Raw genomic sequence first — 13420 nt, 5'->3', positions numbered from 1 at the left:
ATTTTTTCTGAATTTTTATTAGCGGTGTTGAATGGCCGAAGCGATCAGGCCACGGCGAGACGTTCTCGGCAATGTTGTATTGGAGAAAATTAGTTTTTGATACCGGGCAAACCCGAAATAAACTTATGTTGAGCGAACCTCAATACAGGCGTTTGGCAACCTGTGGCCTTTTTAAGTCAACCCAGAATATGTGAAGTGGTTCCGTTCGTTTTGTGGTGCCGTCGTGGTCGGCATCGTGTTTTGCAAAAATATACATCACATCGTTTTTAGGATCGTATTGCGACCGCACGGCCGAGTAGTCGGCGGGCAGCAGTGCAACCTTTTCGGTGGCTGCCGCATTGAAGTAGAAGAAGCGGCGAAGATCTTTCCGGTTAATGAGGGTGTCGAGGTTGGTGTCGGTGTCGTAGACCGAAACCAGGTAGTAGTTTCGCGTGATGGGTTTTTCATAGAGCGAGTCCTGGATGAAGGAAGGATAATAGAGCGACTTCACCAGCACGGGCTGCGAGAACAAATAGTTGAGTTGTTCGGTCTTCAGGTCATAGTGCGCAACATTTACCAGGTTGTAGCCATAAAGCAGATCAAGCCCCGGCATGTAGTGTTCTTCGCGCTCGCTGTTGCCGTCGTCGTCGTAGTATGTTTTGGAACCATACATATAATCATAGTCCGACCGTTTCGAAGCATTAGCCGGGAGTCTGTCCTTATATATAGTGACAAGCCGGTGTTGGTCAAGCCCCGTGAGAATGACGCTGGTAGGGATTGTGGCAATTTGGCTGAGGGCCAGGTTGCCCCGCAGTGTATTTCCCTGAATGGTATCGGCCGCGATGGAATCGGCGCTGGTTTGGGGAAGACGGAGTTGTTCTTCTTTGACTTCGTTCTTTTTGGAAGAACAGGCCTGGATAAGGATGAGCAGGAGGAACGTGATGGCCAGAGAGGGCTTGGCGTTGAAACAATGGGGCATATCGCGGAGGTTGAGACTGGCCCCAAGATAGGTGTTGGTTTTGATTTATCGGAAACGTGATGGTAATTTTATCGAGAGATGGAATGTTTGTGAATCATTTTCGAAGGCGCAACACCTATCGTAGTCAGCCTATTTTGTATATTCGAACGTTCTTCTTTCACACGCGCGTCTTCCATTTTGTCAGGGATGGCGGTGTGTTGAGACTGCAAAGTTTTTTTGACGGTTCTTCATCCGGATCTTCTGGATTTTCGTAAACCTCGCGATAACCTTATTCACATAAAATCGTAACTGTATTCAAAAAAATGACCTCTATGAAAATCAAAATCATCTTTAGTGTTGTGCTGGTTGCTGCGTCGTCCATGGCGTTTTCGCAAACCCTGGTCACACAAGTGAAACCTGCCGGTGAAAAGAAATGGGGATATGCCAACCTCAAAGGCGACCTCATCATTCCCGCCCAGTTCGAAAAATGTTATGAGTTTTCGGACGATGGCCTCGCGGTGATCTACGACAAGGAAAACCGTCAATATTATTTCATCAACCTCAAAGGCGAAAAGCTGGACACTGAACTTAAGAAATTCAAGCTCATCGATGGCCTCGGCATCGACCTCAAAGGCTTCGACGATGGCATGGTGCCCGTGAAAGATGGCGAGAAGTGGGGCTATCTGAACAAGAGCGGCAAGGTGGCCATCCCGGCAAAATACGATCACGTGACCAGCTTCAACGGCGGTCATGCACCGGTGCAGATCGGCGAAAAATTTGTGATCATCGATGAGAAAGGCACCGAGACGGCCGTGGAAAGCGGTGTGGTGGATGTGCGTGATTTTTCTGAAAAGCTGGCACCCTTCAGAGCGGCCGATAAAAAATTTGGCTACATCAACACACAAGGCAAGATCGCCATCCCCGCCCAGTTCGAAAGTGTGGGCTACTTCAAAGGTGGTCTGGCCTGGGCAAAAACCGCAGACAAAAAAGTGGGCTACATCAACACCAAAGGCGAGTGGGTAGTGAAACCACAATTCGACGCCGGTCATAACATCGATCCCGAAACCGGATTGGCGCGTGTGAAAACCGCCGGTGTGTGGTCGTATGTGAGCAAGACTGGCGAAGTGCTGAACGTGAAAGACACCGACCTCTATGGCGACTTTTCGAATGGACTGGCACAAGGCCGCAAAGATGGCAAGGTAGGATTCTTCAACACCAAAGGTGAATGGGCCATCACACCACAGTTCGATGGTTCGCGCGATTTTGTGAACGGCTATGCCGCCGCCAAGCAAGGCGAAAAATGGGGCCTCATCGACACACACGGCAAGTGGGTCATTCAACCCACCTTCGACGGCATCAAAGACATGGAGTTGGTGAAGTAACAACGTGCCGACCCCGGTCAACGAAATGTAGCGGTGAAATTCATCGCTACATTTTTTTTTGCCCTGCCGCCGGTACCATTTTTCAACGGTCATGTCGAAGAAACATTCTACCTTGCTTCTGATCACAGCCCATCGCACCGATGAGAAACCTGAACATCTTCAAGAAGCTTTTCTTTTCGCACACCACCATTGGCTTGGTGGCCATCGTCACATTTTCGTTCATCGTCTATGTGCTGGTGGGCGAAGTGTTGTTTCAGCGGTCGCTCGACCAGCTGTCGTCCATCAACATGCTGAAGAAGGAACTGGTGGAAACGTATTTCTTTCGTTCACAACAAAATTTGCAAGCGCTGTCGGTGGAAGACAAATTCCTGCACATACACACCAAACTAACCCAGCACCAGGCGGCCACCAACGATCACGACCTGTCGGACCTCTACAAGATCTGCAAGCTCTACAACTTCAAGAACATGCACCTGTTCGACGCGCACCATCACCAGCTTTTCAGCACCGACAGTGCGCAGTATCCCGAAGGCCTCATGCAACGCATCGACGCAGCCGTGACGGCAGAGGCCGACCGCTTGTGGATTGTTGATGCGTCGGCCGCTTCCGATGACAAACAGACGCTGCTCTTCTATTATGTGCCTATTGTCAAAGAAGGACAACGTGTGGGCATGGTGCTGGTGCAGGAAAATTTTGAGAAGGTCCAGAACATTCTGCGCGAAACCACCGGCATGGGCAGCACCGGAGAGTCTTATATTGTGGGCGACGACTATAAGATGCGATCGCTATCGCGCTTTTTGCCCGACAAACCTCCCGGCGCCATCGTGGTGAGAACAGACGCGGCCCTGAATTCTTTTCAACAAGAGCCCGGCCGTGGCATCGTGACCGACTATCGCGGCGAGCGCGCGTTGAGCGTCTACAGGCTGGTAGACATTGCCGATCTGCACTGGGCCATCATTTCGGAAATTGACCTGAGCGAAGCCATGGCCCCGATCAACAGCCTGCGAAACTACCTCATTGGCATCACGCTGTTCATTCTGCTGTTCATTGTGGTGGTTACCTACTTTGTGTCCAATGCCATTGCGCGCCCCATTCTTCAATTACGCGAAATCATCGTAACCTTGTCGAAAGGCATGATGCCGCCGCGTCATCATCAGATCACATCGTCAGACGAGGTGGGCCAAATGGCGCATGCCATCGACCAGCTAACGGAAGGGCTGGAGCGCACCACTGCCTTTGCCAAGGAAATCGGGGGCGGCAATTTCAACACCACGTTCACCACGCTGAGCGAACACGACACCTTGGGCATGGCCTTGCTGCGCATGCGCGACGAACTGCACAGCTTTAACGAACGCGAACTGCGCGTGGCGCGCGAGCGGGCCGCAGCACTCATGGAAGGACAGGAGAACGAACGCCGCCGCATCATCAAAGACCTTCACGACGGTGTGGGGCAGCTGCTCACCGCCATCCGCATGCGCGTGGAAGCGCTGGAAGGCAACGCCGAATGGAAAGATGAAGTGAAAGGACACATCAACGCCACCATTGCCGAAGTGAAACGCATCTCCTACAACGTGATGCCGCAGGCCCTCGTGGACTTTGGTCTGGAAGCCGCCCTGAAGGGTTTGTGCGATACGGTTAAAAAGTATGCCGCCTTCACCATCGATTTTCGGTATATTAAGGAGTATGATCATACCTTGAATTTCGAAGTGAGCACGGCCGTGTTTCGCATTGCGCAGGAGGGCCTTAACAACATCGTGAAGCATGCGGCGGCCACCCATGTGAATCTTCACCTGCTGGACAAGGAAGATGAACTATATTTGTTGCTGGAAGATAACGGCCGTGGCTTTGACACTGCCGCGGTGCAACACAATGCCGGGCAGGGCCTGCGCAACATCCAGGAACGTGCAAAGTTGCTGGACGGCAGCGCAGAAATTCATTCCCTGCCGGGCGAAGGCACGGTGGTGGAAGTGCACATTCCCGTAGTGTAGTGTCCAACCCAAAGCAATTTCAAGACCCATGACAAAAATAAAACTACTTCTGGCCGACGATCACCCGCTCATCCGTGCGGGCTTCAAATCGTTGCTGGCAAAAAACGAACGTTTCGAGATTGTGGGCGAAGCCGAAAACGGCAACGAGCTGATGACGCTGGTAGCCGAAACATCGCCCAACATCATCCTCACCGACATCAGCATGCCGGGCATGAGTGGTCTGGAAGCTTTGCAGAAGCTGAAGAAATCTTTTCCCGACATCCGCTGCATCATCCTCACCATGCACGAGGAACGCGAATATATCATGAATGCGCTAAAGGCCGGCGCAGAAGGCTACCTGTTGAAAAATATTGAATGGCCCGACCTGGAAAAAGCGATCGTCACCGTGTTTAATGGCGGCAAATATTTCAGTCCTGTGGTGGCCAACATCCTGGCCGACTCCGTGGCCCGTCCCGAGACCTACGATGTGGGCGAGATCACACCCCGCGAGAAAGAAGTGCTTGAGCGCGTAGCCCAGGGCAACAGCACCAAACAAATTGCCGACATGCTGGGCATCAGCATCCGCACCGTGGAATCGCACCGCATCAACATGCTGAAGAAAATGAAGGTAAACAACACCGCCGAGCTGATCCGCAAGGCCATAGACATGAAAATTCTGACCTGATCCGGGAAAATACGGAGACGCACCCTGCGATAAATCGCCATCCCCATCGCGTACAATTCCGGAACGCACGCCCTCCTCTGACGCCGTTTATTTGTATAGAACCAAATAAGCAATGTTATGAAAAAGTGTATGAATGTGTGGATGAAAACCATAGCCATGATGGGTTTAGTAATGATGAGCGTTTCCTTTGCAAACGCACAAACCGGCAACGATCCGGCATGGCCTATTTCAAAAGATGTGCAACGGGTGGCCAACAAAAAGGCACTGAACGACCCCAACCTGGGCAAGTCGCACATTCGCGCAAAGTCTACTGACGCCGGCTGGGTGGTTTCCAAAGGTGTTCATCGCGGAAGCGGAACAGCCATGGCCAAGGGCAATGTGGCTTCAAAAGGATATCCTGCGTGGGCCATCTCCAAGGGCGTTCAGCAAATTGGACGCTAAGGCATCGCGATCTCAATATTAGTTTTAGGTAGTGCAAGCACAGGGATCTCTGGTCGGCAACGGCAGATGATTCCTGTTTGCATTTTACCCCCTTTCCACCGTTTCATAACAGTTTGAATTTTGTTATTTTTGATCAGATCAGTTTGTTCGCCGGCTGGTGGACAGACCAACCGGCATCACAAAATTCCAACGCTATGAATGACGTTCTTCCCAAACCCGATCATAAATACAACGCCGTTGCCGAGCGCATCGAAACGCTGATCACCAAAAATGTTTTTAAGGTGGGCGACAAGTTGCTTTCGGTGCGGGCCCTCAGCAAGGAGCAGGGCATCAGTCTCAGCACCGCTTTTCAGGCCTATTATTTATTGGAGAGCAAAGGCCTCATTGAGGCGCGCCCCCAGTCGGGCTATTACGTGAAATATTCTCCCGAACACATTCTCGATCTTCCCCGCACCAGCGAACCACTCGACGACGCGCTGCCCGTCACCATCGACGACATGATCAACAGCGTGTATGTGGACCTCAATGCGAAAAACATTCTGAATTTTTCGATGGCGGCACCGGCCATCGAGTTGCTGCCCACAGCCAAACTCAACAAAGCCGTGACGCACGTGCTGCGCGAATCGAAAACCAGTTGCCTGCACTACGAACACATTCAGGGCAACGTGGCGCTGCGCCGGCAAATTGCGCGACAGGCGTTTAACTGGGGTGGCACACCCAGCGAGGAAGACATCGTGGTCACCGCGGGTTGTGTGGAAGCGTTGTCGCTTTGCATCAAGGCCATCACCTCGCCGGGCGATGCCATTGCCATTGAAAGCCCAACCTACTTCGCCATTTTTCAGGTGATGCAAAGTCATGGATTGAAAGTGGTGGAGATCCCAACCGACCCCGTGCTGGGGCTCGACATCGACTATCTGGCGCAAGCCATACCACGCTTCAACATCAAGGCGTGCCTGGTGGTGAGCAACTTCAACAATCCCTTGGGAAGCTGCATGCCCGACGCACGCAAAAAGCATCTCGTGGAAATGCTGGCAAAGAAAGACATACCGCTCATCGAAGACGATATTTACGGCGAACTCTACTTCGGAAAAACACGCCCGAAAACGTGCAAGAGTTTTGATAAGAAAGGACTGGTGCTGCACTGCGCATCATTCTCAAAGTCGCTTGCGCCTGGCTATCGGATCGGGTGGACCATTCCGGGTAAGTTCAAAGACAAAGTGATCCGCCTCAAACGCATGCACACGGTGTCGACCAACACATTGGCGCAGGCTGCCGTGGCCGACTTCCTCAGCAACGGAAGATTTGAACTGCACCTGCGGCATTTGCGCAAGGCATTGCACACACAAGCCCTTCGCTACCTTCAGGCGGTGTGCGAATATTTCCCGGAAGACACCTGCATCTCGCGTCCACAAGGCGGCTTCACGTTGTGGATCGAGATGAATAAAAAAATCAATGCCTACAAGCTTCACAAGCGTGCCCTCAAACACAACATCGGCATTGCGCCGGGGCCAATATTTTCGTCGCAGGGAAGATTTGAAAACTGTTTTCGCATCAGCTATGGCGAGCCGTGGAGTCCGAAAATTGAAGAGGGCCTGAAGACCCTGGGCAAACTGGTGAGAGAGTGGCGGTGAGATTCTTATTTTACGCTGGCGGTGTGAGTGATTTTATAAACCGCCGCGATGTTTCTAAAAATCCTTTCTTCAAATAAAACTCGTGCGTACGGCTCCGTCTCATGTTGCTGGTAACTTCCACGGCGTGGCATCCCTGCTCTGAAAGAAATTTGTAGGAAGTTTCCAACAAGTGGTGACCAATGCCCGTGGAGCGCAACTGCTCATTCACACAAAACGCGGTGATGCGCGCCAGCATGCCGGGAGAGTGAAACACTTCGAACCAATGGAGCGAAATGAAACCCGACACACCCTGGTTTTCTTCGGCCACCAGCAATTGAAAGAAGGGCCGGCTGTAGTATTCAATTTTTTCTTTCACAAACTCAGGGTTGCTTTCCGGTGGCGGATAACCTAGTTGAGCGAGCAGCGTGCCAATGGCAGCAGCGTCCGATGCGATAGCCTGGCGAATGATCATGTTATGAAGTTAGAAAAAATGCGCGAACAATAGCGCGGTGTGTCATCCTGTATAAAAAGCAGACAGAAACCACGATTTGATGACGTGGAATGACGTTGACTTTACGTCGTGTGTTTGCTACCGTATTGGTGAATGGATAACCAGGCATATATGCCGGTAAATGCGTGCTGAAGAAAACAATGTTTGCAGGTTTGGGTTGGACGACATTATTCCTTTGCCTGCCGCATCCGTAGCCAAAGATCATTCGGAAAAACAGGATGAAGAACACTATGCCAACCGTTGGCAGCAACTGACTTTGCGCATCTGCATCGTGTGATTCAAACTTTTTTATGCAATCGTTGTAGTTATCAATAAGTGGAATAAAATTACATGTTGCGCAAATCACCGCAACGTTTTAATAGCTTTGTCTCGTTAATATCATCAAAACCGAAGTCGGTTGATGATTGCAAAACAAACGATATGAATACAATACAACTTATTGGTCTTGCCGCAGGGATGTTGACAACCATTGCCTTCCTGCCCCAAGTTCTTAAAACCTGGAAAAGCCGGTCGGCAAAAGATTTGTCGCTGGGAATGTTCTCGATGTTCTGTCTCGGTGTAGCCCTGTGGTTGGCCTATGGCATTCTGGTGCGCGACATCCCCGTCATCGCTGCCAACCTGCTCACGCTTATGCTGGCGTCGACCTTGTTATTCTTCAAACTTCGCTTCAAAGAATAAGAACACCACGTCCATTCGTTTCAATGAGACGTAGGCAACGGTCTATAAATAATATATAGAGTAATAGAATAGTCAGGAGGTTGTCTCAAACGGGACAACCTTTTTTGTTTTATGGGATACGTCAGATTTTGACGCCGGCGATTTCCAGGATGCTGGCAATGCACGATGCAAAACCTTCTACCGTGGTGGGCTTGGTAAGAAACTCGGTGGCGCCCGCTTCGAGGCAATATTCTTTTTCCGACTGCGCCGAGGAGGTGGTGAGGATCACCACCGGGATGTGTTTCAGGTCGGCGTCTTCCTTAAGCTTAACAAGCACTTCGCGGCCGTGAAGCTTGGGCAGGTTCAGGTCGAGCAGAATAACGTTGGGGAATTTTTTACACGATTTGAGGAATGGAATCACCGCGTCGCCCTGTTTCACCACGTCGAGGTTAAACGCAATGTCCTTTTCCAGGAGCGCGTCGCGCATCAATTCTACGTCGTCCGGATCGTCTTCTACTAACAGTATGCTCAGGGATTCCATAGTGCTGCGGTTGCGGGGATAAAAACAGGCACAGATTTTATCCTACAAATCTAAATTTTATTTTGAGTTTTACTTACCCCCGTATGGCAAAAAACACATCTGACAGCGTAGCCCCTGCCGCAAAACACAGGGTTGTGGGCATCGGCGCTTCGGCGGGCGGTTTGGAGGCTATTCACGATCTCTTTGATTATCTGCCTTCGAATACCGGATTTTCTTTTATCGTAATTCAACATCTTTCGCCGGACCATAAAAGCCTCATGGGCGAACTGCTTTCCAAGCACACCGACATGCAGGTGCATGAAGCCACAGAAGACACGGCCATCGAACCGGATTGTATTTATGTGATCCCCAGCAAAAAGCTAATGACAATCAATGCCGGGCGACTGCACCTCGTAGATAAGCTTCGCTACAACGGCCCCAACAACGCCATCGATGTATTCTTCGAATCGTTGGCCGATGATCAGGGTGACAATGCGGTCGGCATCATTCTGTCGGGCACCGGCACCGACGGAACCAAGGGCATTGAAGCGATCAAACGCAAAGGTGGTTTAGTGATCGCACAGGACCCGCTCACGGCGGCCTTCGACGGTATGCCTAACAGTGCCGTAGCCACGGGCTATCCCGACCTCATTTTGCCGCCTGAAATGATTGGCGAAGAGTTGATGGAATATTACAAAGACTCCCCAACACTTCAGGCGCTTCACAACATGAGCCGCCAGGACGAAAACATGATGCGTGAAATTCTGGAGGTGCTTTTTAAATTAACACGAAACGATTTTCATCACTACAAACGCCCTACATTATTGAGGCGCTTGGCCAAACGTATGACCGAGCTGGGACTCACCACGCTCGCCGAATATAAAGTGCGTCTTTCGGGCGACGAGGCCGAAGCAAAATTGCTGGCTCGTGAGTTTTTGATCAACGTAACAAAATTCTTCCGCGACGAGGAAGCGTTTGATTGTCTGCGTAAGGAAGTGATACCCGCCATACTGGCCAACAAAGCTACGGACGGCTCCGTGAAAGTTTGGGTGGCGGCGTGCAGCAGCGGCGAAGAAGCCTATTCGGTGGCCATGCTGTTTCGCGAAGCCATGGAAAAATTAGAGAAGCCCGCCATGACCCTGAAGATCTTTGCCACTGATATCGATGTGGAAGCGTTGGAGACGGCATCGCGCGGCGTGTATGGCGAAGCGATTGTGAAGGATATTCCTTCGCACTTGCTATCCAAATATTTTACACGTGAAGGTAAATCCTATCGCGTCACCCCCGAGTTGCGCAAGCACGTGGTGTTTGCCAATCACGATTTGCTGAAGGATGCACCGTTCAGTCATCTTGATCTGATCTCCTGCCGCAACATGTTCATCTACGTGAACGCGGCGCTTCAGCGCAAGGCGTTAAAGAAATTTCATTTTGCATTGGATTTGGATGGCTACCTGATGCTGGGACCCAGCGAAAACATTGGGCCACTCAAAGATGTGATGAAGGAAGTGAGCCGCAAATGGAAAGTATATCGCTGCTTCAGCAAGTCGGCCGTGATGGATGGCGACACCATGCTGGTGCCTCTCGACAGAAAAGCATTTGCCACCAGCCTCACATCCACCCCGCTGCGCAACGCCTCGATGAGCGTGTCTGACATTTTGAAAGACACGCTCATGGAAGACCGCAAGATCGCGGTGATCCTTATTGACAAAGACCTGACCGTGAAGCAGGCGGCGGGCAGCTATAAAAACTTCCTGTATTTCCCGGAAGACAATTTCAACTTCAACCTGCTGAAACTTGTTGGCGCCGACCTCGCCGTGGCATTGGGCGTGGGGGTTCGCAAAACCCTGGCCCAAAACGAAAAAACCGTGTTGAAGCGTGTGATGGTGCACGAGAACGACTCCGAGCGTTTCATCAACATCATTATCCGACCCTACCTGCAGCAGAATGAATTCCAGCAGTCCTTCATCGCCATCGTGCTCGAAGAAGAGACCGCAGAGCCAAAGGCGGTGCGCACCGTGAACATTACCTCGGTAGAAAGTGCCGACCGCATGGAGGAACTGGAGCGCGAGCTGCGCGACACCCGCGAAAACCTGCAAGCCGTTATTGAAGAACTGGAAACGGCAAACGAAGAAATGCAGTCGAGCAATGAAGAGATGATCTCTACCAACGAAGAGTTGCAGAGCACCAACGAGGAATTACAGTCTCTTAACGAAGAGCTGCACACGGTTAGTGCCGAACACCAGGCTAAGATCAAAGAGTTGTTCGAAGTGAACGACGACCTCAACAATTATTTCAACAACTCCGAAATCGGTCAGGTGCTGGTAGATCAGAAACTCATCATCCGGAAGTTTAGCCCTTCGGTACGCCGCATGGTGAATTTTATCGAGGCCGACATTGGTCGTTCTATTGTGGACATCACTACAAACCTCCCGGGGGTGGATGTGATCCGCGAGATAAAAAAGGTGATTTCTACAGGGCAGAATTCCGAAACGGAAGTGCACACCAAGGACGGTTTTTATTTCCTGATGCGCCTCACGCCCTACATCCGTCGCGACAAATCCATCGACGGTGTGGTGGTTAATTTCGTCGACATCTCGCACACCAAAAAACTTTCGGGAATCATTCAGGGTATATTCGAGAGCTCCACCAGCGGCATTGCCGCCAAGCGCGCGGTGCGCGACAATCAAAATCGCATTGTCGACTTCGAATACATTGCCGTGAACGAGGCCGCCGAGCGCATGTTTGGCGTGGCGCCGCGTTCTCTTACAGGCAAGCGTTTGCTCGATGTTTTTAAAGACGAGAGTCGTGAGTTCTTCAATACCTATGTGAATGTGATAGAAACCGGCGAATCGGCACAACTTGAATTCTACAACGAAGCCAACGACAAATGGTACGACACCAGCATCGTGAAAATGATGGATGGCATTGTGACCACGCATACCGACATCACCGCCAAGCGAAAGGACGCTGACATTATTGCGCAGAATTTTGAAGACCTTGAAATCACGTCAAAAAAACTTTCCGACAGCAACAACCAGCTTGAGCGATCAAACTTCGACCTCATGCAATTTGCGTCTGTGGCTTCGCACGATTTGAAGGAGCCCCTTCGGAAAATTCAGGCGTTTGGAAACCTTTTGCAATCCAAGATTAAAGACAAACTGTCGGACAGCGAGCTGAACTATTTTCACAAGATGATCAACGCTTCCAACCGGATGCAGATTCTTATCGATGATGTGCTCACCCTTTCCAAACTTTCCAACAACGGTCAGGCAAAGGAGTCGACCGATTTGAAGGAAGTGATCGAACAAATTTGTGAAGACCTCGAGATTTCCATACGTGACAAAAACGCCGTTCTGAAGATCGGTAAGCTGCCGGTGATCGACGCTGTGCCGGGACAGATGCGGCAAGTGTTTCAAAACCTGATCAGCAATGCCCTGAAGTTCGGAGATGCCACGTCGCCCGTCATCACCATTGAGGAACAGCCTTTGGACGAATCGACGGCCAACGCGTTTGGCGTTGATCCCCAACACTACACGCACATTGTGGTGAGCGACAACGGCATCGGGTTCGAGACGGAATACCGCGAAAAAATCTTCGGGATCTTTCAGCGTTTGCATGGTCGTAGCTATGAAGGCACGGGCATCGGGCTGGCCATTGCGCGCAAGATTGTCGAAAATCACGGCGGCTTCATTTATGCCGACAGCCAGCTCAACAAAGGTGCTGTCTTCCACATGATACTTCTTATGGCGCCGCAGTCGATTTTGCAGGTTTGATTCATGGTTCACCTTTGAACACAGCACTGTTCAGAATTGATCAGCACGTTTCAGCGTAACACTTTTTCCATAGCGAATTTCCCAGCTTTCCGGAGCGGCATTGTTCTTGAGTGTCGTGGCGCGTAATTAAACCGTCACAACATGATCACTTTCGTCCGCGTGCTGGCATTGCTTGCACTGGTCCTTATTGTCGAAGGATTCTTATAATGAAAATGCCGGAGCGATGTTATTTGATATGGACATGTATCACGCGGCGCCGTCCCATGTGGCGGCGGCGGAATAGATTTGGATTCGGCTAAAGCGTGATGGGGTTTCGTCGAGCTTTGAAATGTCGGCAAAGCCAAGTTCGCCCAGCAATTTCTGAAGCGACGCATAACGGATGGGGTAGGGCACCCACGCGTTGGCTGCGTCAGTGTCGTATTCCACGATGATCAGACGGCCACCGGGAAGAAATTGTTTTTTAAGTTGGCGCAGGAACGCGATTTTGTTCGACACAAAGTGGATTGAGTTGGCCATCAGAATGCCATGGGCCGAAGCGGAGCCGTGATCGTACTGCACAAAGTCCTTTTGTGTTGTGCTGACCGTGACGCCGGGAACCGAAAACGTGATGGAGCGCAAGGCCGCGCCGTCTTTATCGATCGCGTGAACGGTGCTGCCTTCCGGAAGAAGCGTAGCCAAAGCATGCGAAAACAAACCTTTCCCTGCACCAAGGTCCATCCAAACCTGACCGGCAGACGAAACAGGGATTCCCTTTTTGATAAGCTGAATGGCAACGGATAACTCCACACCGAATAATTACGTTACTCAAGTTTCGTTTTTTTGCGGTGTGGTCAAAGCAAAATTTTAAAAAAATGCAATCGGCCACGTTCACACGCATAACGGTATCGCTGTGTCGCGCAAAGCGTTAGACCCGAAAAACACCGTGAATGTGTGAAAT

At 50.9% G+C, this 13420-nt stretch carries 12 protein-coding genes; 8 read left to right on the top strand and 4 right to left on the bottom strand.

Annotation, left to right across the window (positions count from 1 at the left end; translation table 11 throughout):
* Positions 1-139 precede the first annotated feature (139 nt).
* Entirely contained in the window at positions 140-958 is an 819-nt protein-coding gene (locus tag JI741_RS18195) for a hypothetical protein (protein WP_202012251.1), read from the bottom strand.
* Positions 959-1269: 311 nt separating this feature from the next.
* Here JI741_RS18195 and JI741_RS18190 point away from each other — a divergent pair, with 311 nt between their 5' ends.
* The 5 genes from JI741_RS18190 (at position 1270) to JI741_RS18170 (ending at position 7043) form a co-directional block, all read left to right on the top strand.
* Positions 1270-2319 carry a WG repeat-containing protein gene (locus JI741_RS18190; RefSeq protein WP_202012248.1) on the top strand — a complete coding sequence of 350 codons (1050 nt, stop codon included), beginning with the start codon at positions 1270-1272 and terminating at the stop codon, positions 2317-2319.
* A gap of 140 nt (positions 2320-2459) precedes the next feature.
* The gene (locus tag JI741_RS18185) at positions 2460-4307 is read left to right on the top strand and encodes a sensor histidine kinase (RefSeq protein ID WP_202012244.1); all 1848 of its coding nucleotides are present in this window, start codon (positions 2460-2462) and stop codon (positions 4305-4307) included.
* A 28-nt stretch (positions 4308-4335) separates the two neighbouring features.
* Entirely contained in the window at positions 4336-4971 is a 636-nt protein-coding gene (locus tag JI741_RS18180; RefSeq protein ID WP_202012241.1) for a response regulator, read from the top strand.
* Positions 4972-5088: 117 nt separating this feature from the next.
* Positions 5089-5412, top strand: coding sequence for a hypothetical protein (locus JI741_RS18175; RefSeq protein ID WP_202012239.1), 324 nt, complete (start codon positions 5089-5091; stop codon positions 5410-5412).
* Positions 5413-5606: 194 nt separating this feature from the next.
* A complete protein-coding gene (locus JI741_RS18170; protein WP_202012237.1) occupies positions 5607-7043 on the top strand; it encodes an aminotransferase-like domain-containing protein in 1437 nt (478 codons plus the stop codon).
* A gap of 10 nt (positions 7044-7053) precedes the next feature.
* Here JI741_RS18170 and JI741_RS18165 read toward each other — a convergent pair whose 3' ends face one another.
* Positions 7054-7494 (bottom strand): GNAT family N-acetyltransferase, encoded by a 441-nt coding sequence (locus JI741_RS18165; RefSeq protein ID WP_202012235.1) that lies wholly within the window; start codon positions 7492-7494, stop codon positions 7054-7056.
* A 160-nt stretch (positions 7495-7654) separates the two neighbouring features.
* On the opposite strand from JI741_RS18165, the gene JI741_RS18160 reads away from it, so the two are divergent.
* Together JI741_RS18160 and JI741_RS18155 are read left to right on the top strand one after the other, a co-directional pair.
* A complete protein-coding gene (locus JI741_RS18160) occupies positions 7655-7810 on the top strand; it encodes a hypothetical protein (RefSeq protein WP_202012233.1) in 156 nt (51 codons plus the stop codon).
* A 143-nt stretch (positions 7811-7953) separates the two neighbouring features.
* Positions 7954-8211, top strand: coding sequence for a SemiSWEET transporter (locus JI741_RS18155; RefSeq protein ID WP_202012231.1), 258 nt, complete (start codon positions 7954-7956; stop codon positions 8209-8211).
* 121 nt (positions 8212-8332) lie between these two features.
* Here the strand turns inward: JI741_RS18155 and JI741_RS18150 are convergent, their stop codons facing one another.
* On the bottom strand, positions 8333-8731 hold the full coding sequence (locus JI741_RS18150; RefSeq protein ID WP_202012229.1) for a response regulator: 399 nt from the start codon (positions 8729-8731) through the stop codon (positions 8333-8335).
* Positions 8732-8814: 83 nt separating this feature from the next.
* Here JI741_RS18150 and JI741_RS18145 point away from each other — a divergent pair, with 83 nt between their 5' ends.
* On the top strand, positions 8815-12483 hold the full coding sequence (locus JI741_RS18145) for a chemotaxis protein CheB (RefSeq protein ID WP_202012227.1): 3669 nt from the start codon (positions 8815-8817) through the stop codon (positions 12481-12483).
* Between the two features lie 246 nt (positions 12484-12729).
* Here JI741_RS18145 and JI741_RS18140 read toward each other — a convergent pair whose 3' ends face one another.
* A complete protein-coding gene (locus JI741_RS18140; RefSeq protein ID WP_202012225.1) occupies positions 12730-13269 on the bottom strand; it encodes a class I SAM-dependent methyltransferase in 540 nt (179 codons plus the stop codon).
* Positions 13270-13420 lie beyond the last annotated feature (151 nt).

This window comes from Chryseolinea lacunae (assembly GCF_016735595.1).
Classification (GTDB): Bacteria; Bacteroidota; Bacteroidia; order Cytophagales; family Cyclobacteriaceae; genus Chryseolinea; species Chryseolinea lacunae.
The sequence above is the reverse complement of the archived record's forward strand: the minus strand, read 5'-3'. Positions and strand labels throughout refer to the sequence as shown.